The 21,769-nt window shown below is 72.1% G+C and carries 20 protein-coding genes; 6 read left to right on the top strand and 14 right to left on the bottom strand.

The annotated features are described in order from the left end of the window. Positions 1 to 181: 181 nt before the first annotated feature. Both ABZS69_RS06545 and ABZS69_RS06540 read left to right on the top strand, forming a co-directional pair. Entirely contained in the window at positions 182 to 1,063 is an 882-nt protein-coding gene (locus tag ABZS69_RS06545; protein WP_355367546.1) for a helix-turn-helix transcriptional regulator, read from the top strand. A gap of 135 nt (positions 1,064 to 1,198) precedes the next feature. Beyond that, positions 1,199 to 1,432 (top strand): DUF397 domain-containing protein, encoded by a 234-nt coding sequence (locus ABZS69_RS06540; RefSeq protein ID WP_127935054.1) that lies wholly within the window; start codon positions 1,199 to 1,201, stop codon positions 1,430 to 1,432. Between the two features lie 27 nt (positions 1,433 to 1,459). On the opposite strand, the gene ABZS69_RS06535 is transcribed toward ABZS69_RS06540, so the two are convergent. Then, positions 1,460 to 2,098: a hypothetical protein gene (locus tag ABZS69_RS06535; protein ID WP_355367542.1), complete on the bottom strand. Its 639-nt coding sequence runs from the start codon at positions 2,096 to 2,098 to the stop codon at positions 1,460 to 1,462. Between the two features lie 150 nt (positions 2,099 to 2,248). Between ABZS69_RS06535 and ABZS69_RS06530 the strand changes: the two genes are divergently transcribed. Further along, positions 2,249 to 2,656 (top strand): NUDIX domain-containing protein, encoded by a 408-nt coding sequence (locus ABZS69_RS06530; RefSeq protein ID WP_355367539.1) that lies wholly within the window; start codon positions 2,249 to 2,251, stop codon positions 2,654 to 2,656. A 110-nt stretch (positions 2,657 to 2,766) separates the two neighbouring features. Here the strand turns inward: ABZS69_RS06530 and ABZS69_RS06525 are convergent, their stop codons facing one another. The 4 genes from ABZS69_RS06525 to ABZS69_RS06510 all read right to left on the bottom strand — a co-directional run bounded on the left by ABZS69_RS06525 (position 2,767) and on the right by ABZS69_RS06510 (position 6,187). Further along, entirely contained in the window at positions 2,767 to 3,078 is a 312-nt protein-coding gene (locus ABZS69_RS06525; protein ID WP_101784355.1) for a WhiB family transcriptional regulator, read from the bottom strand. A gap of 100 nt (positions 3,079 to 3,178) precedes the next feature. Next, on the bottom strand, positions 3,179 to 4,039 hold the full coding sequence (locus ABZS69_RS06520) for a sucrase ferredoxin (RefSeq protein WP_355367535.1): 861 nt from the start codon (positions 4,037 to 4,039) through the stop codon (positions 3,179 to 3,181). A gap of 110 nt (positions 4,040 to 4,149) precedes the next feature. After that, positions 4,150 to 5,664: a glycerol-3-phosphate dehydrogenase/oxidase gene (locus ABZS69_RS06515; RefSeq protein ID WP_355368307.1), complete on the bottom strand. Its 1,515-nt coding sequence runs from the start codon at positions 5,662 to 5,664 to the stop codon at positions 4,150 to 4,152. A gap of 13 nt (positions 5,665 to 5,677) precedes the next feature. After that, on the bottom strand, positions 5,678 to 6,187 hold the full coding sequence (locus tag ABZS69_RS06510) for a helix-turn-helix domain-containing protein (RefSeq protein WP_355367532.1): 510 nt from the start codon (positions 6,185 to 6,187) through the stop codon (positions 5,678 to 5,680). A gap of 16 nt (positions 6,188 to 6,203) precedes the next feature. On the opposite strand from ABZS69_RS06510, the gene ABZS69_RS06505 reads away from it, so the two are divergent. Beyond that, entirely contained in the window at positions 6,204 to 7,982 is a 1,779-nt protein-coding gene (locus ABZS69_RS06505) for an FAD-binding oxidoreductase (protein ID WP_355367529.1), read from the top strand. Positions 7,983 to 8,360: 378 nt separating this feature from the next. Here ABZS69_RS06505 and ABZS69_RS06500 read toward each other — a convergent pair whose 3' ends face one another. Further along, the gene (locus ABZS69_RS06500) at positions 8,361 to 8,780 is read right to left on the bottom strand and encodes a hypothetical protein (RefSeq protein WP_355367526.1); all 420 of its coding nucleotides are present in this window, start codon (positions 8,778 to 8,780) and stop codon (positions 8,361 to 8,363) included. Between the two features lie 269 nt (positions 8,781 to 9,049). On the opposite strand from ABZS69_RS06500, the gene ABZS69_RS06495 reads away from it, so the two are divergent. Both ABZS69_RS06495 and ABZS69_RS06490 read left to right on the top strand, forming a co-directional pair. Next, a complete protein-coding gene (locus ABZS69_RS06495; RefSeq protein WP_355367523.1) occupies positions 9,050 to 10,399 on the top strand; it encodes a metallophosphoesterase in 1,350 nt (449 codons plus the stop codon). Positions 10,400 to 10,420: 21 nt separating this feature from the next. Next, entirely contained in the window at positions 10,421 to 11,989 is a 1,569-nt protein-coding gene (locus ABZS69_RS06490; RefSeq protein WP_355367520.1) for a bifunctional 3'-5' exonuclease/DNA polymerase, read from the top strand. A 70-nt stretch (positions 11,990 to 12,059) separates the two neighbouring features. Here ABZS69_RS06490 and ABZS69_RS06485 read toward each other — a convergent pair whose 3' ends face one another. The 8 genes from ABZS69_RS06485 to ABZS69_RS06450 form a co-directional block, all read right to left on the bottom strand. Then, the gene (locus ABZS69_RS06485) at positions 12,060 to 13,331 is read right to left on the bottom strand and encodes an MFS transporter (protein ID WP_355367517.1); all 1,272 of its coding nucleotides are present in this window, start codon (positions 13,329 to 13,331) and stop codon (positions 12,060 to 12,062) included. Positions 13,332 to 13,378: 47 nt separating this feature from the next. Beyond that, on the bottom strand, positions 13,379 to 14,194 hold the full coding sequence (locus ABZS69_RS06480; protein ID WP_355367514.1) for an MOSC N-terminal beta barrel domain-containing protein: 816 nt from the start codon (positions 14,192 to 14,194) through the stop codon (positions 13,379 to 13,381). Then, the gene (locus tag ABZS69_RS06475) at positions 14,191 to 15,375 is read right to left on the bottom strand and encodes a Cmx/CmrA family chloramphenicol efflux MFS transporter (protein WP_355367511.1); all 1,185 of its coding nucleotides are present in this window, start codon (positions 15,373 to 15,375) and stop codon (positions 14,191 to 14,193) included. The genes ABZS69_RS06480 and ABZS69_RS06475 overlap by 4 nt, the downstream gene beginning before the upstream one ends. Positions 15,376 to 15,424: 49 nt before the next feature. Beyond that, positions 15,425 to 15,997, bottom strand: a complete 573-nt coding sequence (locus ABZS69_RS06470; RefSeq protein ID WP_355367508.1) for a TetR/AcrR family transcriptional regulator — start codon at positions 15,995 to 15,997, stop codon at positions 15,425 to 15,427. A 41-nt stretch (positions 15,998 to 16,038) separates the two neighbouring features. Beyond that, a complete protein-coding gene (locus tag ABZS69_RS06465) occupies positions 16,039 to 18,072 on the bottom strand; it encodes a serine/threonine-protein kinase (protein ID WP_355367505.1) in 2,034 nt (677 codons plus the stop codon). 121 nt (positions 18,073 to 18,193) lie between these two features. Next, positions 18,194 to 19,570: a DUF1116 domain-containing protein gene (locus ABZS69_RS06460; protein ID WP_355367502.1), complete on the bottom strand. Its 1,377-nt coding sequence runs from the start codon at positions 19,568 to 19,570 to the stop codon at positions 18,194 to 18,196. Next, complete coding sequence (locus tag ABZS69_RS06455; protein WP_355367499.1) at positions 19,567 to 20,907, bottom strand: FdrA family protein; 1,341 nt, start codon at positions 20,905 to 20,907, stop codon at positions 19,567 to 19,569. Before ABZS69_RS06455 ends, ABZS69_RS06460 begins: the two co-directional genes overlap by 4 nt. Further along, positions 20,904 to 21,758 carry a DUF2877 domain-containing protein gene (locus ABZS69_RS06450; protein ID WP_355367496.1) on the bottom strand — a complete coding sequence of 285 codons (855 nt, stop codon included), beginning with the start codon at positions 21,756 to 21,758 and terminating at the stop codon, positions 20,904 to 20,906. The genes ABZS69_RS06455 and ABZS69_RS06450 overlap by 4 nt, the downstream gene beginning before the upstream one ends. Positions 21,759 to 21,769 lie beyond the last annotated feature (11 nt).

The following is a 21,769-nucleotide window of genomic DNA, read 5'->3' as shown; positions in this document are numbered from 1 at the left end:
CTGGTGGCCGGGAACCGATGGCGGCTTGCGGCCGAGCGTCGAAAGTCGTCATTCTGGCCCCCGAAGCGCGGTCTGGTGATCCAATGCCCATCTTTACGGGGAGTGCTTACCGATGCAAGACTTTTCATCGTTTACGGATGCGAATCGCATCTGCACGTGCAGATGATCTAGGAGCGGCAGGGTGAGCGCAGAGAGCGCGGAAGGGAAGCTTCTCAACCATTCGCCGGGGAGCCCGACGGTGCTGCGGATCCTGCTCGGCACTCAACTGCGCAGGCTCCGCACGGAGAAGGGTATCTCGCGCGAGGACGCCGGGTACTCGATTCGCGCATCTCACGCCAAGATCAGTCGGCTGGAGCTCGGCCAGGTCAGCTTCAAGCAGCGGGACGTGGCCGACCTGCTCACCCTGTACGGCGTCACCGACCCCGCCGAGCGCGAACCGCTCCTCGCCCTGGCCAAGCAGGCCAACGCCCCCGGCTGGTGGCACAAATACGGCGATGTGCTCCCGAACTGGTTCGAGGTCTACATCGGGCTCGAAGGCGCGGCCTCCAGCATCCGTACGTACGAGAACCAGTTCATGCCCGGCCTCCTGCAGACCCCCGACTACGCCAGGGCCGTGATCGAGCTGGCCCACGAGACCGCCCCGAGGGCGGAGCTCGACCGCCGAGTGGCGGTGCGCACCACGCGGCAGGACCGGCTGGGGAGCGGGCTGACGGTCTGGGCGGTGATCGACGAGGCCGTGGTGCGCCGCACGCTCGGCAGCCCCGAGATCATGCGCGCCCAGCTCGCCCACCTGCTCGACCTCACGGCCGAGCGCAACGTGACCGTGCAGCTCATGCCGTTCGACCGCGGCGGCCACGCGGCGGCCGGGGGCCCGTTCAGCATCCTGCGCTTCCCCGAGCCCGAGCTGCCCGACGTCGTCTACATGGAGCAGCTCACCAGCGCCCTCTACCTGGACAAGCCGGCCGACTCCGACAACTACATGGAAGTCATGGACCGGCTCAGCATCCAGGCCGAGGAGCCCAAGGAGTCCAGGCGCTTTCTGGAGCGCCTGCTTTCCCGATGAGCTGCTGATATCCCTGTGACTCACCCCATATTGGGTTTTTTGGTCGTCCGCTATATGGAGACCGACGCGTTACCGTATTGTCTCCTCGCAAACGCGGATGCACGTGCATCCGTAAGATCGCTAGGAGCTGCCCCCATGCATGAGTTCCGGAACGGAACGCCCGCCGGCCGCCTTCCTGTCGTCTGGCGCAAGAGCAAGCGGAGCAACCCCAACGGCAACTGCGTCGAAGTCGCGAACCTGCCCACGGGGGAGATAGCCATGCGTAACTCTCGTTTTCCCGAAGGTCCCGCGCTGGTCTACACCCAGGCGGAGATCACGGCGTTCGTCCTCGGGGCCAAGGACGGCGAGTTCGACGATCTGATCGTCTGAGGTCTGACGTTTAGCGGAGCGCGCCGGTCAGGGCCGCGGCGCGCTGTACCAGCGCCACTTCACCGGGCGCTCGTGGCCGGGGAGGTCGGCGCGCCCGGTGGACCACAGCAGGGTGGTCCACGGATCCGTGTCGCGCGGGGCGTCGGGGAACAGCCGCGCCAGCACCCGGGCGCACATCCCGGCCGGCGGCGCCCACGCCAGCCCGAGCCCTTCGGCCAGGTCGTGGGTGTGGACGAGGGTCTCCACGATGCCCATCGCGGCGGAGCCCTCCGGATCGGCCGCGCCGAAGCCGTGGTGGGCGTGGACCTCCGGCGGCGTGGTCCGCACCATGGAGGACAGCAGCGCGCCGCACGACTCCAGCACCTGCAGCAGCCCGACGGGGCCCGCCTCGCGGTCGGCGTGGATGGTGTTGGCGGGGCCTTCCGGCCTGCGGCGCTCCAGGGCGAACGGGACGTAGGTGTCCAGCGGCGGCATCCTGAGCCCGAGCTGGGCGGCATAGGCGAACAGGTCGTCGGCCAGGTGCTCGACCGTCTCCCAGCACGACCACTCCAGCGAGCCGGCCCTGCCGTCCCACACGCCCTCGGGCGCCTGGCGGAGGGTGGCGACGGCCAGCCGGACGGCCTCGTCGAGGTCGTCGGCGGTCACGGGGGACTCTGCTTCTGCCATGCCGGGCACCTTATCGCCCGGGAGTGACAGTTTTCGGCGGTCCGGATCGACCGCCATGGGGTGACAGTTTCCGGCGGCCCGGATCGATCGCCCAGGGGTGACAGTTTTCGGCGGTCCGGATTGTCGGTGCCGGGTGGCATGCTGTCGGGCATGGATGTGTTGCGCGTGGTCGCCGCGGCGGTCGTGGACCGGGGGCGGCTGCTCGTTGTGAGCAAGCACGCCGCTCCCGACGTCTTCTACCTGCCGGGGGGCAAGCCCGAGGCGGGCGAGGAGCCGGAGGAGACGCTCGCGCGTGAGCTGGCCGAGGAGCTCGGGGTGACCCCGTTCGACCTGGCCCTGCTCGACCACGTGGAGGACGTGGCGGCGCTGGAGGGCGTGCCCATGCGCATGACGGTCTTCACCGCCAGGGTTTCTGGGGATCCGAGGCCGGCCGCGGAGCTGGCCGCGCTGGGCTGGACGGACGGGCGGGACGCTTACGTGCCGCGTCTGGCGCCTGCCGTGCGCAACCACGTGCTGCCGTTGCTCGTGCGGGCCGGTTCGCTCGGAGGTGCTGCCTGATCAGGCAGTTGTCCCGACCGGGTTCGCCGGAGCCTGTGCGTGGAGGGCCAGGCTCCGGTTCATCGGGACAACTGCTTGATCACGCGTTGCTGGTGACGCTGCCGGGTTTGTCAGGCGGCGGAGATGCCGGCGCTGGCCGCGCGGCGCATGCGACGACGACGCTCGGAGGCGCGCTCGTCTTCGTTGAGACCGCCCCACGTGCCGTACTTCTCCGGACGGGACAGCGCGTAGTCAAGGCACTCGGTGCGGACGGGGCACTGGGCGCAGATCGCCTTGGCCTTCCGCTCACGTACGTCACGCTCGGGCTGCCGCTCCCCGTCGGGGCCGAAGAAGAGCACGAGGTCCTCACCCCGGCACGCGGCATCATCCTGCCAACCCCAGCTGGGGCGCGGGCGGGCGAGCTGCCGACGTACCTGAGACATGAGAAAACCACCTTCGTGAGAGGTATTTCGGTAATTGAGCCGCATTGGACGCTTATGGCGTCACTGTTCCAACGCAACGTTGGGCCGCGATGTTCCCTGTTCAGGCGAGAGCGGGCGTGGCGTACCGCACAGGCGTGAGCCTGTCCAGCGAAACCAGCCGGTAGGTGGTGATCGTCTCGGCGCAAGCCGTACCACACGGCGCTGTGAACGCCGATGGCTCAACCACAACCTGGAGCCGGACGTCACCGCAGCGCACGATGGCTTCGGTGACGTCGCCGTCCGACCTGGAGGATTCCACGGCCACCGCGCCGACGGAGCACTCTCCCGTATGGGCTCGGGCGAAGTGCTCCACGGCTTGCAATGGCTCAGGGATGCCTGCGCGTCCCCGGTAGCGGTCGAGAATGATCTCGCCCGACCGGTACGCGTTAGCCGCTGCCAGTGCAGCAGCCTGAGACATGCTGCCGTAGAAAATTCCGTGTGGCAAGCACACCAGGTTGGCGGCGTAGCGATCGCCGCCAACGTGTGACGTTTCCCATACTCTGTCCGGCAAAGAATCCGCCAGCGTACGAGCGAGGGGTAGTCCAATGCGGGCGCAGCACGCATTGCGCTTGGCGTGCGTGCAGACCAGAAATACCGGCTCGACTTCAAGTATGCAGGACTCCGGGACCACTCCCGCCACGAGCGCGTCGAGGTCAAGATCGTCGGGACCTGCGACGACACCGCTCGCGAGCCAGGGCCGGTCTCCTACCGCGTACGCGAGTAGCACACGGATCCCCTGCTCCTTCGGGCGGGTCCGCTTGCCCGGGCGGCGGATCAGCTGGGGCCTAATACCGCGTTCGAGCGCCCGGCGGACGAGTTCGGAGATTTTTTCGGGAAGTTCGAGGTTTTCCAGGCGCGAGGGCCAGGCTCCGGTGTATTCGATGAGCAGCCACAGCCTGGCTCCCACGGTGGCGCTGGCCAACGTCGGAACCTCTCCGGTGTGGCACCCGATCGGATGCTCGCAGCCCCTCGCCAACGCCTGTTCCCTCCCCGATCCGAATTAGGTAAGACTAACCTAACGGATTGGTTGGGCTAATCGCGGGTCGTTCTGCCCAATGCGTCCCGTGTCACGGGCAGCGCGCGGTCCCTGTCCTGCTTGACCAGGCCGATCCTGGTCCTCCTGTCCAGCAGGTCGGCCTCGTCGAGCGCGCCCTCGTGCCTGAGCGACCAGACCAGCTCGCCCTCGGCGATGCCGAGCCCGGCCTCCTCCGGGTACGCCTTGACGAGCTCGTGCACGGCCCCGGCCTCGCTGCCGTACCGCTCGGCCAGCCTGGGCGGCACTCCGGACGGCCGCGGGCCCGCCCCGACGAGCGGGATCTTCCGGGTACGACTCCGGCGCGCGCGGAGTTTCGCGGACGAGACCGCTTCATCCACCGCGTCCTCGGCCATCCGCCGATATGTCGTGAGCTTTCCGCCGACGACCGTGACGATCCCGTCATGCGAGAGGACGGCGTGCTTGCGCGAGATGTCCGCCGTATTGCCGTCGGCCGCCAGAAGGGGCCTGAGGCCCGCGTACGCGCCCGCGACCGCCTCCCGGGTCACCTGAGTCTCAAGAACCCCGTTCAGCACCTCCAGGAGCGTTCTGACGTCTTCCTCGGGCACTTCAGGAACGTCGGGGACCGGACCGTCCACCGGTTCGTCGGTCAGCCCGACGTATACGCGGCCGTCGCGCTGCGGCAGAACCAGCGCGAATCGGTTGGTCTCTCCGGGAATGGGCACGTGCATGCCGGCGATCAACCCGGGGAGCGTTCCCTGGGCCAGCACGAGGTGGGTGCCGCGCGAGGGGCGCAGCTTCACCTCGGGATCCAGCCCGCCCGCCCACACTCCGGCCGCGTTGATCACCACTCTGGCGCGGACGTCGAACTCCTCGCCCGTCAGCTCGTCGCGTACCAGCGCGCCCCGGCCGGTGGGCCCGTCCGTGAGCCGCAGCGCGCGGCAGCGGGTCAGCACGCGGGCGCCGTGCGCGGCGGCGGTCCTGGCGATCGCCACGACCAGGCGGGCGTCGTCCAGCAGCCGGCCGTCCCACGACAGGAGCGCGCCGCGCAGGCCGTCGCCGTCGAGAACCGGCGCCAGCGTGCGCGTGCGGGCCGCGCTCAGCCGCGTCGGGCCGGGCAGCAGCCGGCGCGGCGTGCGCGCGGCGGCCCGCAGGCCGTCGCCGAGCCGGTAGCCGCTCATCACGAGCGCGGCCTGCCGCCGCGAGACCGCCTTCGTCAGCGGCAGCAGGTACGGGTGGGCCGCGACCAGATGCGGGGCCGTCGTGCGGAGCAGGATGCCGCGCTCGACCGCGCTCTCGTAGGCGACGTCCACCTGCCCCTTGGCCAGGTAGCGCAGGCCGCCGTGGATCATCTTGGAGCTCCACCTGGACGTCCCGAAAGCCAGGTCGTGCGCGTCGATCGCCGCTACGCTGAGCCCACGGGACGCGGCGTCCAGCGCGGCGCCGGCGCCGGTCGCGCCGAGCCCGACCACCAGCACGTCGAGCCGTTCCTCCGCGACCCGGCGGAGCTCACGGGATCTTCTGCGGGCGTTCAGCGAGCTGTCGTCCAAGATGCCTCCATGCGAGCTATCCAAGATAGGCCTCCAGCAGGGCGGTGAGCTCGGCGTCGAGCTCGTCCATGGTCACGGGGTCGAGCATCGTGGGCGCCGACAGCAGGAACGACTGCGCCACCAGCAGCACCGCCCGCGCCTTGCCCGGGTGCCCGACGGCGTGCTCCAGGACCTCGAGGATGGCCTCGTGGCTGGCGCCGCGCCGGTCGAGCAGGTACGGCAGCAGCAGCTCCGGATCCGCCTCCACGATCTTCCGCCACAGCGGATGGGCGCGCAGCCCCCTGACCCCCTCGACCACCGCGCGTACGGGGTCCGACAGGTCGAGCGCCTGGACCACCCGCACCCATTCCCTGGTCATCAGGTCCGCGACCAGCGTGCGCACGTCGGGCCAGCGGCGGTAGATCGTCATCCGCGACACCCCCGCCCTGCGTGCCACGTCCGTGAGAGTCGTCCTGCGCACCCCGTACGCCAGCACGCAGTCGTGGGCCGCGTCCAGCACTCCATCGTTGTGACGAATCGACGTCATGTGTCACAGTGTAAGCATGCCTGGAGAACCGATGCTGTGGTCCGGCTGGGGCGACCCGGCTCTCGCCCGCGAGCTGCCCGAGCAGGTCCGCGCGCTCCTGCGCGACTTCCTCGGCGTGCGCGCCCCGGACGTCCCCGCCGTCGGCCTCGAATCGGTGCGGCTGCCGACGGTCGCCCTGCCTGAGCCGCTGCTCGGCGCGCTGGCCGAGACGGTCGGTTCCGCGTACGTGCTGACCTCGCACGAGGTCCGCGTGCGCCACACGCGCGGCAAGTCCACCCCCGACCTGCTGCGCATGCGCGCGGGCGACGGTTCCGCCGCGCCCGACGCCGTGGTGCTGCCCGGCTCGCACGAGGAAGTGGCCGAGCTGCTGCGGCTGTGCTCCGCCGAACGCGTCGCCGTGGTGCCCTTCGGCGGCGGCACCTCCGTGGTGGGCGGCCTCACCGCCTCCGGCTCCGGCTTCGCCGGTGTGATCGCGCTCGACCTGGGGCGGCTCGACCGGCTGCGCTCCGTGGACCTGGAGTCCCACGTGGCCACCTTCGAGCCCGGGGTGCGCGCGCCCGAGGCCGAGCGCCTGCTCGCCCCGTACGGCCTGACACTGGGGCACTTCCCCCAGTCCTTCGAGTACGCCACGCTCGGCGGCTTCGCGGCGGCCCGCTCCAGCGGCCAGGCCTCCGCGGGGTACGGGCGCTTCGACGACATGGTCGTCGGCCTCACGGTGGCCACGCCCACCGGCACCCTGGACCTCGGCCGCGCCCCCAAGTCGGCGGCCGGGCCCGATCTGCGGCAGCTCATGCTGGGCTCCGAGGGCGCCTTCGGGGTCATCACGTCCTTGCGGCTGAGGGTGCGGCGGGCGCCGGGGGAGCGGCGGTTCGAGGGGTGGCGGTTCGGGACGTTCGCGGAGGGGACGGCGGCGGTGCGCGCCCTCGCCCAGGAGGGGCCCCTCCCGGCGGTGCTCCGGCTCTCGGACGAGACCGAGACCATGATCGGCCTGGCCAAGCCGGACACCATCGGATCGGGCTCCTCCGGCTGCCTCCTGATCGCCGGCTACGAGAGCCCGCCGTCCTCGACAACGGAGCCCCCGTCCTCCGCACCGGCCCTCCCGGCCTCCGCCTCCGCTTCCACGGAGGGCGCCTCGCCGCTCACCCCGGACCAGGCGCCGACGGCCACCTCGGCCAGAGCATTGCTCTCAGACGGGACATCCGCTTTGGACGGGGTGTCGTCGGTGGGCGGGCAGGCCGGTTCCGGATGGGGGTCGGTGGCGGCCCGGCGGTCCGGCGCCGCGGCGGTCCTGGCGCGGATGGGGGGCGAGCCGCTGGGGACGGAGCCGGGGGAGGCGTGGGAGCGCGGCCGCTTCTCCGCCCCGTACCTCCGCGACTCGCTGCTCGCGGCCGGGGCCACCGTCGAGACCCTGGAGACGGCCGGGTTCTGGGCGAACCTGCCGCGGCTCTACGACGCGGTCCGGCTGGCCCTCATCGGCGCGCTCGGCTCGCCGCTCGTCATGTGCCACATCTCCCACGTGTACGAGACCGGCGCCTCGCTGTACTTCACGGTCGTCACCGCGCAGGAGGGCGACCCGGTGGGGCAGTGGGAGCGCGCCAAGGAGGCGGTGAACGCGGCCATCGTCGAGGCCGGCGGCACGATCACCCACCATCACGGGGTCGGACGCGACCACCGGGACGCCTACGCGGCCGAGCTTGGGCCGGTGGGGGTGAGCATCCTGCAGGCGGTCAAGGCCCGGCTCGACCCGACCGGAATCCTCAACCCCGGCGCCCTGATCCCACCCCCAACCGCCTAGCTCATCCCAACCGCCCACCCCGGCCTCGAACGCTCAGCCCGACTTCGGATGCCCGGCTCGGCCCACCGCCGGGCTTGGCCCACCGCCGGGCCGGCCTCGGAGGCCCGGCTCGGTTTACCGCCTAGCTCGGTCCACCGCCCGACTTGGGCCACCGCCCGGCTTGGCTTCGGGGTTCTGGCCTCCGCTCCGGACGTCTGGCCGACTCCGGGTGGCTGGCTCCGGACGCTTGGTCGGCACTTGCGCATGGATCGGCCCCTACGTCCGGCCCGGCGTGGGGTGCCGCCGCCTCGGCCGTCGCGGCGGTGGCGCCGCTCGTCGTCCCGTGGTTGTCGGCCGCCGGTCGCGGGCGCCGAGTTCCGCCGTTCCGCCGGCCCGGTGTCAGGGTTCGTCCGGGGGGAGGATCTGGTCGGCTTCGGCGAGGGCGGCGGCGGCTTCGCTGTAGCGGTGGAGGGACTCGAACGTGGTGGCCAGGCAGCTCAGCGCCACCACCAGCGGGGCGCCGCCCGTCGGGCGGGTGAGCGTCACCGCCTCCTGCGCCAGAGGTAATGCCTCCGCCGCCCGTTCCCGCCTGAGCAGGAGTTTCGCCTTGGCGAGCAGGCTGCGGGCCAGCAGGGTCGTGTGCGCGCCGGGAGCGCGTGCGTCGAGGGCGCGGCTGCGCGCGACCGCCTCGCTGACCCTTTTGAGCGCCGCCCCGCTCCAGCGGGACGAGCGGGTCTGCGCATATGCCAGCAGACCCTCGATGACCTCCACGTCGGAAGTGCCGCTTCGGGTCGCGTCGTCCGGGCCGTTACGGGTCATGGCGCACTCCCCTCGACGGTCCCTACCGCTTGCTTGGGGGGTTGAGGGTACACCATTGAGAACCTTCTGTGTTCTTCGCTATACGGAGCGTTCCGGGTGCACGAATGGGAGATCGCGGTAAGTATGTGGTCATGGTGGAAGTCGCGGCCGAGCGGGGAAAGCAGATTTCTTCGAGGGTGTCAGAGGAGGGGGCAGGGTGGGCCTGCACGCAGACAGGGACGTTCGCGCAGCTCAGACCCGACAATCACGGGTTCACGTGGCTGAATTTGGTGACGTTGTGGCGATCGCGTAACGACATCCTCGCGGGGTTGTTCGGGGATCCGTCAGGGGAGGTTCGGGCGCGGTGGGTGGCGGCCCAGGAAGCGCGCGGGATTGATCCGGAATTTCGTATCAAACCCCCTGTCGGGGGGAATTTCAGTTTCCTGTTGCTGGGTGATACGGGAGAGGGAGACGCGTCCCAGTACGCCGTTGTTCCGGGGATGTTGAAAGTGGGGGAAGAGACGTCGTTCGCCGTCATAGCGAGTGATGTGATCTATCCGACGGGATCGGGCAACGAGTACGGGGACAAGTTCTTCCGTCCGTACAAGGACTACGACGCCCCGATCTACGCCATCCCCGGCAACCACGACTGGTACGACGGGCTCGGCGGGTTCATGCGGATCTTCTGCGACGCGCTGCCGCTCAAGCCGCGGCCGGACCGCTGGTTGCGCGGGCTGTTGTGGCGCAAGCCGGAGCCCATCGACGAGGCGCGGCTGGCCGAGGCGCGCGAGCTCCGGGGCAAGCCGTCCCAGCAGGCGGAGCAGCCGGGGCCGTACTGGGTGATCGAGAGCGACAGCCTGCTGATCGTCGGCGTCGACACCGGCATCAAGAACGTCATCGACAAGGGCCAGACCGCGTGGCTGCGGCGCGTCTCGCGCGATCCGCGGCCGAAGATCCTCGTGACGGGCAAGCCCATCTACACCGGGAACGTCTACAAGCCCTCACCGCTGGAGGAGGGCGGCACGATTGACGACATCGTGCGCGACCCGGCGAACCGGTACGTCGCGGCCATCGGCGGAGACGTGCATAACTACCAGCGCTATCCGGTCAAAGTGGGCGACCGGGTGATCCAGTACATCGTGTCCGGCGGCGGCGGCGCGTTCATGCACGCCACGCACATCATCCAGCGGGTCGACGTCAAGGGCGTGCACGAGGACGACTTCAGGTGCTACCCGCTGCGCGGCGACTCCCTGTCCTTCTACAGCCAGCTGTACGCGCGCCGCCTGCGGATGAACTGGATGTACCTGACGCCCTCCGAGGCCCTGTGCGTCATGTCGGACCAGATCAAGAACGAGCCGGTCAGGAGCCCGGAAGGCCCGGTCACGATCACCCGCAGGATGCGGTGGGCGGCGCGGCTGCTCGGGGCGTGGCCGTGGCCGCTCAGGCTGCCGGTCGACAGGGTGTTCCACCGCTACCTGTCGGAGCTGTCCGACTGGGACACGCCGCCGTTCTTCAAGCAGTTCCTGCACCTGTCGGTGACGCGCGAGGAGCTGACCGTACGGTGCTTCGCCGCCACCGGGTGCCGGGCCCAGGAGGTGGATCCGCCGCTCGAGGACGAGGTGCGCATCGCTTTGTCGTAGCCGTTTGGCACCCTTGACCACGTGCATGTAGTGGTCGCAGGAGAGACGCTGCTGCCCGTGGGCGGCTCGGCGCGGCGTCCCGCCGATCTGGCGGGCGCCGTACGCGAGCTGGAGGAGGCCGAGCGCCCGCGGTGGGTGTGGGCCGACACGCGGGAGGTCTATCCCGACCTGCTGAGCGCGGGCGTGCGGGTCTCGCGCTGCCACGACCTCGCGCTCACCGAGGGGCTGCTGCTCGCGTACGAGGGCCGCTACGGCGAGAACCGTTCGGCCAGGGCCGCCCACGCCCGGCTGCACGGGCTGCCGGTGCCGGAGGAGCAGCCGAGCGCGCCCGGCACGCTGTTCGCGCCCGAGCCGCTCGCGGCCGGGGCCGTGGCGGAGGTGCTGGCCGACCAGCTGCGCCGGATCGAGGCGCTGCCCGAGCCGGGGCGGTTCCGGCTGCTGGTGGCGGCCGAGTCGGCGGGGGCGCTCATCGCGGCCGAGATGTCCCACGACGGCATGCCGTGGCGGCGCGACGTGCACGACGCGCTGCTGACGGAGACGCTCGGGCCGCGGCCCGTCCACGGCATGCGCCCGGCCAAGCTGCAGGCGCTGGCCGACGAGGTGACCGCGGCCCTCGGCCAGCCGGTCAACCCCGACTCGGTGCAGCAGCTCGTCAAGGCGTTCAAGGCGGCCGGGGTGACGTTGAAGACCACCCGGTCGGAGGAGCTCAAGAAGATCGACCATCCCGCCGTGGCGCCGCTGCTGTCCTACAAGGAGCTGGCCCGGCTCTACAGCTTCCACGGGTGGGTGTGGGCCGACCAGTGGGTGCGCGGCGGGCGCTTCCGGCCCGAGTACGTGGTGGGCGGCGTGGTGTCCGGACGCTGGGCCACCAGCGGGGGCGGGGCGCTGCAGATCCCCAAGATGATGCGGCGGGTGGTGGTGGCCGACGAGGGGTGGGTGCTGGTCGTCGCCGACGCCGCGCAGCTGGAGCCGCGGGTGCTGGCCGCGATGGCCGGCGACGTGGGGCTGGCCAGGGCCGCCGGGGAGATCGACCTGTACTCGGCGCTGGCGCAGTCGTTCGGCGGCGAGCGTGAGAACGCCAAGATCGCGATGCTGTCCGCGATGTACGGCGGCACCAGCGGTGACGCGCCCAAGCTGCTGGCGGTGATGCGGCAGCGCTTCCCCAAGGCGTACCAGTTCGTGGAGGACGCGGCCAAGGCGGGGGAGGAGGGGCGGCTCGTGCGCTCCTGGCTCGGGCGCACCAGCCCGCCGCCCTCGCCGCGGTGGAAGGAGCTGGTGTCGGGGCCCGAAGGTGCGCGGGCGGCCCGGGACCGCGGGCGGTTCACGCGCAACTTCGTGGTGCAGGGCACGGCGGCCGAGTGGGCGCTGGCGCTGATGGCGGTGCTGCGCGGGCTGCTGCCGGAGCCGGCGCGGCTGGTGTTCTTCCAGCACGACGAGGTGATGGTGCACTGCCCGGCCGGGCAGGCGGAGGAGGTGGTCGCCGCCGTCTCGTCGGCCGCGGCCGAGGCCACCCGGCTGCTGTTCGGGGCGACGCCGGTGCGCTTTCCCATGGAGGCGGTGGCGGTCTCGGCCTACGCCGACGCCAAGTGACGCCAAGTGACGCCAAGTGACGCCACGATGCCCGGTGATGCCGACTACGGTCCCGCCGTATGGCTGTGGGTCAGGGGCGGTCGGTGCGCCAGGTGAAGGTCAGCCAGGCGCCCGCGAGCGCGACCATGACCCCCACCACCAAGCCCAGCACGCCGTACCCCAGCGTCCCCACGATGGCGCCCGCGACGATCGTGCCCGTGGCGCCGCAGACGTTCATCAGCAGGTCCGAGAGCCCCTGGACGGCGGGGCGGCGGTCGAGCGGGACGGACTCCGTGACCAGGGCGGAGCCCGCCACGAGGCCGCACGACCAGCCGAGGCCGAGCAGCACCAGCGCGGCCGTCACCTGCCAGATCCGGTGGTCGCCCGCCGTGCCCGCGAGGGTGGCGGCGCACAGCAGCAGGGCCATGCCGAGCACCAGCACCGGCACCTTGCCCGCCTTGTCGGCCAGCCAGCCCACCACCGGCGACAGCACGTACATGCCCGCGATGTGCAGGCTGATCACGAGGCCGATGACGTCCAGGTTCGAGCCGTCGTGGTGCAGTTTGACCGGGGTCATCGACATGACGGACACCATCGCCGTGTGACTCACCGCGATCATGACGAGGGCGCGGCCGGCCATCGGGGTGGTGCGGAGGGTCTGCCAGGCGGTGCGGATCGTCCCCTTGGGGCCGCGGCCGGTGTCCGGGCCGGCGTTCTGGGAGCGGGCCAGCGTGAGCGGGTCGGGGCGCAGCAGGCAGAAGATGAGCGCCAGCGCCACCGCGAACGCCAGCGCCGCGAACACGAACGGCCCCGCCTTCTCCACCAGCCCCAGCCGCATGCCGATCTGGTCGGTGGGCTTGGCCAGGTTCGGGCCGGCCACGGAGCCGATCGTGGAGGCCCAGACGACCAGTGACAGGTGCCTGGCCGAACGGCCCTTGGGCGACAGGTCCGTGGCCGAGTAGCGCGCGGCCAGGCTGCCCGCGCTCCCGCCGCCCACGAGCACCAGGCCCGCCAGCAGCAGCGGCCACGTACGCAGGCTGATCGCGAGCGCCGAGATCAGGCAGCCGGCCAGCGCCGCCGCGTACGCCAGCGACAGGCCCGCCCGGCGGCCGCCGCTGCCCGACGCCTTGGCCGTCGGCAGCGCCAGCAGCGCCGCGCCGAGCACGGTGGCCGTGCCCGCGAAGCCGCTGATCACCGTGGACCCCGACAGCTCGTCCACGACCACCGAGCTCAGCGCGAGCCCGACGGCGACCCCCACCCCGCTCACGATCTGCGTCGCGGACAGGACCGCCAGGGTGCGGCGCTGTACGGTGCGAATTCGGTCAGAGGACGAGACAGCGGGCGTTGTGGGGGCACTGGTCACTTGTGAAGTCTCGCATAGCCCCTGACATCACCCCAAAGGGCGATATTTCAGAGAATGGTGACTGAATCCCCCTGGGCGATGCGCCCGGGCATGTCCGGGATCAGGTTGACGCCGAACCACACCTTGCCGTCCCGCCTGCGATGCCGAGAAAGCGTCCTGATGGGCTCCTTGCCCTTCGTGTACGTGGCCGGGTCGACCGTCGTCAGCACGCACCGGTCGCAGAGCTTGCTCACCCGGAAGTCGACCGCGCCGATGCGTACCCGCTTCCACTCGTCCTCGGCGAACGGCGTGCCGACGCCGTCGATCACCACGTTCGGCCGGAACCGGCGCATGGGCAGCGGCTCCGGCGCCTCCTCGCCGCGCTCCAGCGCGGTCTCCACGATCCAGTCGTTGAGCTGGGCGAGCGAGGCGCTGGACGTGAGCAGCAGCGGGTAGCCGTCGGCCAGGCTCACCCGGTCGCCGGGCCGCCCGTACTCAGGGTTGACCGGCCGCCGGGTCGGGTCGTCGAGCCACTTGAGTCTGACGGTCCGGCCCACCAGCCCGGACAGCCAGTGCGCCGCGTCGTCGCCGCAGTCGGTGAGCTCCACGGGAGTGCGCCCGACGGTGACCGTGGACCTGGCGGCGCCCGGCGTGACCCGCAGCGGGGCGGCGTGCGGGCCGGTCAGCGTGAGCGAGCCGCCGTCGAGCCGGGCCACGCAGGCCAGCAGTAGGGGGTCCTGGCGGGCCGTCACGACGGCGCCGTGCTCGTCGGTGACGAGGTAGCGGCGGTCGCCCGCCAGCCCCCACGGCTCCACCTCGGCCTCGGGGACCTCGTGCCCGGCGGTGGACTTGACGGGGTAGAAACGGATGCTCGCCAGCCTCATACGGCCGAAGGTACCCCACTGCTCTCCGGAGCTGGCGAGCGGTGCAGCGCGCCCGACAGGACCACGGTGGCCAGGGCGAGCACGCCGATCGCGGCTCCGACCCAGGCGACGGACGGGTAGCCGAGGCCCGCGTCGATGGCCAGCCCGCCGAGCCAGGGGCCGACGGTGATGCCGACGTTGAAGGAGGAGACGTTCACCGCGGCCGCCAGTGTGGGGGCGTCCTTGGCCAGGGAGAAGACGCGGGTGTTCAGGGCGGGGTTCATGCCGAAGCCGAAGGCGCCGAGCAGGAAGATCAGCGCGATGGCCGCCACGGGGACGGACGCGGTCAGGGCCAGCGCGACCGAGCAGACGATCAGGCCCGCGACGCCGATGCGGAGGGACGTGAACGGCCGCGCGTCGGCGGTCCGGCCACCGAGGGTGATCCCGATCAGCGAGCCGACGCCGTACAGCGCCAGGACCGCGGGCACCCAGGCGGGCGCCAGCCCCGTGGTGTCGACCAGCAGCACGCTCAGGTAGCTGAAGGAGGCCAGCAGGGCCCCCGTGGTCAGCGCGGTCGTGCCGTACGCGAGCCAGAGCCTGGGGCCGGCCATGGAGCGCAGCTCGACGGACACGCGCGAGGTCGCGCCGCTCTCCGGGCGGCCGCCCGGGATGGTGGTGAGCACGCCCACGGCGGCCAGCGCCGACAGCGCCGCCACCGCCCAGAACGACGCCCGCCAGCCGAGGTGCTGGCCGATGACCGTGCCCAGGGACAGCCCGACGATGGTGGCGACCGTCAGGCCGCCGGCGAGCACGCTCATGGCCTTGCCGCGGGCGTTCGCGGGCACCAGGCCGACCGCCGTGCTCGCCGCCACGGCCCAGAAGCCCGCGTACACGAACGCCCCCACGACGCGCGTGGCGAACACCGCGGCGTAGCTCGACGTCAGCGCGCCCACGACGTGCGACAGGGCGAAGACCGCGATGAACGTCAGCAGCGCCGTGCGCCGGGGCCAGCGCAGGGTGGCGACGGCCAGCACCGGCGCGCCCACCAGCATCCCCATGGCGAACGCCGAGATCAGCAGCCCCGCCTCGGGCACGGACACGCCCAGGTCGGCGGCCATCTCCGGGAGCAGCCCGGCCAGCATGAGCTCCGAAGTGCCCTGAGCGAAGATCGAAAGCCCCAGGATGTAGATGGCCAAAGGCATGGGGGTCCTCCTTTTGGATCGATCGGTTCAAAATGGGAGCGTGAGAAAGTCAGAAGACGCCCAGCGCGGTTTCCGCGATCGACTCGAGCGCGTCCCGGTCCGTCCCGCCCCGCGCGGCCACGCGCAGGCCGCCGACGGCGGCGAACACGAAGTGCGCCAGGGCGAGCGCGTCTCTGTCCGGGCCGATCTCGCCCCGCGAGCGGCCGGTCTCGATGGCGGCCCGCACCATCTCGCGCCGCCTCTCGTTGTCGCGCCGCAGCAGCTCGGCGATCTCGGGGTCGTGTGGGGCGAGCTCGGTCATCGAGTTGATCACCAGGCAGCCGGGCGGCTCGCCGGGGTCGGGGTCGACGGCCCACCACAGGACGGTCCTGATCTTCTCCTTGAGCGGCAGGTCGGCGTCCAGCGTCTCGGCGAGCGTGGCGTTGCGCTGGTCCATGTAGAGCCGCAGCGCCTTCGCGAACAGATCGTGCTTGCTGGCGAAGGTGTTGTAGATGCTGCTGCGCCCGAGCCCGGTGGCCGCGCACAGGTCCTGCGTCGAGGTCGCCTCGTAGCCCGCGGTCCAGAACGCGCGCATGGCGGCCTCGACGGCGCGTTCCTCCTCGAACTTCCTCGGACGGCCCATGCCGGGCACATTACCCGTTTTGGAATGAATGGTGCAATACGTCAGCCATCCCGCCGGAACGTGTCCAGGAACACCTTGCGGGTGTCAGCCTGCTCGTCCCACTTGAGCTCGGGCAGGTCGAACGTGATCTTGAACGCGGTGATGTCGTCGATCGAGACGTACCGGGTGAGCGCGTGCATGGGGACGCCGCTGCCCGTGGTGTAGGTGTACTCCCAGTCGGCGGCCTGCCAGCCGCGGTAGTCGACGGCCTGGAGCTGCACCTGGATGTAGCCCTCCACGCCGCCCTTGGCCTCCTGGCGGCCCAGCTCGGACAGCCCTCCGTCGGTCTGCGGGCTCACCTTCTGCACCATGATCCGCATGCCGGAGTCCTTCGGCCCGCTGAACGTGGTCACCCCGCCCGACGCCGTCGGCTTCCAGCCCGCGGGCACGGCGGCGGCGAACCCGGCCGTGCCGTGCTCGGTGTAGCCCGAGGGGATCGCCGAGGGCTCGGCGTTCTGGGGGTCGGCGGGCGCGGACGTCGCGGCCTGCGTGGCGGCGGTCACCTGGGACGGCGACCCGCCCGGCATGAGCACCATCACGAGGCCCACGACGGCGGCCACCGCCACGAGCGCGCTGATGATCGTGAGCGGCGTCGGCCGCCCGCGGCGCACCCACGTCCCGTCGTCCTCGTCGGGCCTGCGCCGGCTCTTGCCGGTGCGCGGAGCCGTGCTGGGCAGCGTGGCCAGGCGGTTGTGGCCGAGGTCGCGGGACAGGTCACGCGACTGCTCGCGCAGGTCCTCGGCCGAGGCCAGCGGCCACGGGGTGGCGGCGGACGTACGGCTGTCCGTGGTCAGCGGCAGGATCGGCGCCGGCTGCGGGCCGGAGTCGTCGCCGAGGCCCCCGGCGACCCGGTGCGGGCCCGTGGGCGCGCCGAAGGGGCGCCGGCCCCCCGGAGGACCGCCGAACTCGGGTGGCGGCGGCACGATCTGGTCGGTCCGGTGGTTGCCCGAGGGGCTCGTCAGGCCGTCGTACGGCATCTGGTGGCCGCCGGACGGGCTGGTCAGCGGGTCGTACGGCACGCGGATCGGACCCGAGGGCGTCTCCACGATCCGCGAGGGCATCGGCCCCGACGGGGACTCCAGCAGCCCGGAGGCCGGCGAGTCGTCCGGGGTGGGCCCGGGGGCGGGCAGCGGCGCGACCGGGCGCGGCCGGACGGAGCCGTGCGCGCGCAGCACCGCCTCCATCATCTCGATGACCTGGTCGGAGGTCAGCCGCTGGGCCGGGTCCTTGCGCAGCAGGCCCTCGATCACCGGCGCCAGCGAGCCGGCCCGCTGGGGCGTGATCGGCTCCTGCGTGAGCACCGAGCCGAGCACCGCCACCGGATCGGGCCCCTCGTACGGAGGCCGCCCCTCGACGGCGGCGTACAGCGTCGCGCCGAACGACCACAGGTCCGCCGCCTGCGTGATCGGCTGCCCGGACAGGCGCTCCGGCGGGATGTACGCGGGCGACCCCATGAGCAGGCCGGTCTGCGTGATCGTCACGTCGCCCTCGATGGCCGCGATGCCGAAGTCGGTCAGCACCACCCGGTCCTGGGTCAGCAGCACGTTGCCCGGCTTGATGTCGCGGTGCAGGATGCCGGCGGCGTGCGCGTGCCTGACCGCGTCCAGCACCCGGATGCCGATCTCGGCCGCCTGTAACACCGGCAGCGGCCCGCTCTGGCGTACGGCCTGCTCCAGGGACCACGCGCGGACCAGCTCCATCACGATCCACGGGCGGCCGTCCTCTTCGACGACGTCGTGCACGGTGACGATGCCGGGATGCGTCAGCCGCGCGGCCGACCTGGCCTCGCGCAGCACCCGCCGGTGGGCCCCCTGCCTGCCCGCATTGTCGAGTCCGTAGGGGAGGATCAGCTCCTTGACCGCCACGTCCCGGTCGAGCAGGACGTCGTGGGCGTGCCACACCATCCCCATGCCGCCCCTGCCGACAGGCGACATGAGCCGGTAACGCCGGCCGATCAGACGGCCCTGGCTCTGCGGGGCGCCGCCCGGGGCGCCTCCTTCCGCGCCGGGGCCGCTGAGCAAGCGGTCGGCTGCCATGTTCCCGCCCCCATCCCGCGCTACGAGCAATTTAAAGTGGTTCGTTACGATATCGGCGGGGCATGCGCAAGGGAAGCTGAAGCCTCCTTACAAAGGTTTTGACCTGCGGATATGTCGCTATTCAGATAGCTTGTTCCGCCAATGCGATCAATGCAGTGGTGAATGCCTCTACAGGGGGTTTGACCAGCCCTGCTCCTACTTGACCGGTTCCTGCGACACGGCCCGCGATGCCGGTGTTGACCACGGGCAGCAGGCCCGTTCTCGCCACGAGAGTCACGTCGATGCCGACCGGCGTGCCGCGGAAGCCGAGCCCGGGAATCTGGTAGGCGGGGTGCTCGGCGAGCGTGATCTCGTACATGGAACGGGTGGCCCGCACCGCGTCTGACACCTCGCCGCCCACGAACCGCACGATGGCCGGCGACGCCGCCATCGCGAACCCGCCCAGCCCCGACGTCTCCGTGATCGTGGAGTCGCCGATGTCCGGGTTAGCGTCGTCCGGCCCGTACGTGCCCAGGTAGAGCCCGTCGGGCACCCCGGCCGGTCCCGTGAACCAGCGCCCGCCCAGCCCCGAGACCTGGACGCCGAAGTCGGTGCCGTTCCTGGCCATGGCGACGACCATGGACGAACCGGGCACGTCGCGGGCGGCGTCGGTGCCGACCTTGGCGGCGGCCATGGCAGCGTTCAGGAAGAAGTGGTCGTTGCCGTTGATGAAGCGCAGCACCTCCGCGGCGACGCCCGGGGCGGCCTCGACCACCGCCGGGGCCAGCTCGCGCAGCAGGAGCGAGGTGGCGGCGCGGTTGCGGTTGTGCAGCTCGTCGCCCATCTGCAGGGCCTGCGCCATCAGCGAGCGCAGGTCGAGCGGCCCCGTGCGCTCCAAGGTCGCCGCCAGGGCGGGGCCGAGCACCTCGTCCATCCAGCGCAGCCGCTCCAGCACCTCGGGCCCGTAGGCGCCGTACCGCAGCACCTTGCCCAGGCCCTCGTTCAGCGAGCAGTACGCGGTGCCGCCGTGCTCGTCGTCGCGCACCTCGAACAGCCACATGGACGGGCTCACCACGCCCGCCATCGGGCCCACGGCGGCGTGCTCGTGGCACGGCCGCAGCGCGACCTCGCCCGCCGCCAGCCGGCGCGCGGCCTCGTGCTCGTCGCCCGCCAGGCCCTCCAGCAGCATCGCGCCGATCAGCGCGCCGCGCATCGGGCCTGACGCGCGCTCCCACGTGATGGGCGGGCCCGCGTGCAGGAACGTGCCCGCCGCCAGCACCTCCGAGGCCCGCCGCACCCCCACCAGGTGCGGGCGGGCGGAGGTCAGCCTGCTCACGGCCAGCTCGTTGGCGGCCTTCCTGCGCGGGTCGGCGAGCACCGCGTCCAGGGCCTCGGCGGTGCCGGGCAGCGGCGGGCGCCAGGACACCGGCGTCGTCTCGACGGCCTGCGCCCTGAGCGCCTCGTCGAGCAGGTCGGCGCCCACCGTGATGACGCGGGACGGGACGGAGAGCAGGCTCAAAGGAGGCTCCTGGCGTGCCGGGCGGCCTGGGCGTTGGAGGTGAACACGGCCGCGCCCGCCTCGCGGAAGGCGGCGGCCTGGCGGTGCAGGTCCTGGGGGTCGCCCTCGGTGCCGACGAGCGCGATCACGACGGTGGCGGGCGTGCGGGCGACGGCGTGCGCGAGCGAGGCGGCCGGGTCGGGGTCGGCACCGTGGCCCAGCACGACGTCCATGAGCACCAGGTCCGTCTCGTGGGCGCGGGCCAGCGCCTCGACGCGCAGGGTCGGGTCGATCATGGGATGCGCCCTGCCCCTGGTGTAGGCGTCGTCCCCGTAGTCGACGAAGTCGCCCGTCCCGGCCACCAGCGCGGCCTCGGCGCTGAGCGTCCCGCCGGAGTAGACGCCCTTGATCGTCTTGGCCCGGCTCTGCTTGCCCGACCACGCGGGCCAGGACGGCCACTCGGGCACGGGCCGGCCGAGCGCGCGCAGGACCCGCTCGGTCGCCTCCGTCAGGTCGGGCTCGGGGAGCAGCGCGGGCACCACCGGCGTGCGCAGCCGCTCAACGGCGTCCTGCACGGTCCGCGCCACCTCGGGGGAGGGCGGCTTGGAGACGAGCACGATCAGCTCGGTGGCCGGGTCCTCGTCCAGCATGCGCAGGGCCCGCAACGTGGACAGGCCGCCCACCTCGGCCGACAGGTCCCTGCCGCCCACGCCGAGCACGTGGCTGACGCCGGTGCCGGCCCAGTCGAGCAGGGACGTCACCTGCTGGGCCCCGGTGCCGGACGCGGCCACCACGCCGACGGGGCCGGGGCTGAGGACATTCGCGAAGCCCAGGCCGACGCCGCCGAGCACGGCGGTGCCGCAGTCGGGGCCCATCACGAGGACGTCCGCGGCCTCCGCGAGCTCCTTGAGCCGCCGTTCCTGGGCCACGGGGACGCCGTCACTGAAGATCATGACGGGGAGCCCGGCCTGGACGGCGTCCAGCGCCTCGGCGAAGGCGTGCTCGCCCGGGGTGGAGATCAGCACCAGGTCGGCCGGGGCTCTGGCGGCCGAGCGGGTGGTCAGCGGGGGCTGGTCGGCCGGGGTCCCCTCGGGGCGGCGGAAGCTCGCGAGCTGCCGGTCGGCCTCCTCGACGGCCGCGGCGGCGTCGCGGGCGCGTACGGCGATCAGGAGGTCGCCCGGACCGGCCGGCGGGACGGTGAAGCCCAGGTCGCGCAGGATGCCGAGGTTCAGCTCGGTGGCCATCGCGACCATGGCGGCCTCTATGCCCGACATTTCGGTCAGCGCCCGACTTATGCGCATCAGGGAGATGGAGTCGACGTACGCGCCCTTCCGTACCAGCACCTTGTCGGCGGTCATCGGCACCTGCTCAGGGCGAGGACGGCGGTCAAGCCGATGGCGACGCCCTGGGCCAGGTCGGAGCCCGAGGTGTGGCCGAGTCGGTGGAGGCGGCGCAGGGCCGGTTCGAGGGCCTGCGCGCCCGTGATGCCGCGCAGCACGGCGGTCACCTCGGGGCTGGCCTCGCCCCTGGCCGCGCAGTGCAGGAGCGTGGCCGAAATGGGCGTCGTACGCGTCCTCGCGTCGAACGTCACCGTCGCCGCCAGCCAGTCGGCCAGCCAGATCGCGCGCTCCGCCCCGGCCGCCGCGCCCAGGTGCCGCAGCGTCACCAGCAGGCCCGCGAGAACGTCGTCGCCGCTCGGCGTGAGGCCGGGCCCCAGGCCCACGAGCTGCTCGGCCGCCGTCACGGCGCCCAGCAGCCAGCCCTTCGCGCAGCTGTCCGCCAGCAGCTCGACGGCGCCGTTGCCGATCAGCCCCGGTTGGGGCGGGTCGCCGAATCGGGCGGCCGTTTGCGCGAGCCGGGCCCGATCGATCCGGCCGAGCGGCGGGGCGGGGTCCCACCAGCGGCGCACGCTGAGGCTCAGCGGCCCCAGCTCGATGTTTCGGTCGCCCACCGAGGCGTCATCACCCACCGTGAGGCTCGGCAGCGGGCCGGCCAGCAGCACGGAGTTGGGCAGACGCGTGGCCGGGCCATTGATGACGGCGATCACCGAAGGCTCCAGCTCGGTCCTGACCTCGAGATAGACGCCCGCCGGGAACGCGGCGAGCACCCGGGCGGGGCGGCGCGGCGACTCCAGGACGGGGCGTACCGCCGTGCTGGCCGCGCCCGTGACGTGGATACGGGCACGCCTCGCATGAGTACTGACGGTCACCGAACCTCCCA

Origin of the sequence: Nonomuraea sp. NPDC005650, from assembly GCF_040605375.1 — a bacterium.
GTDB lineage: Bacteria > Actinomycetota > Actinomycetes > Streptosporangiales > Streptosporangiaceae > Nonomuraea.
The sequence above is the reverse complement of the archived record's forward strand: the minus strand, read 5'-3'. Positions and strand labels throughout refer to the sequence as shown.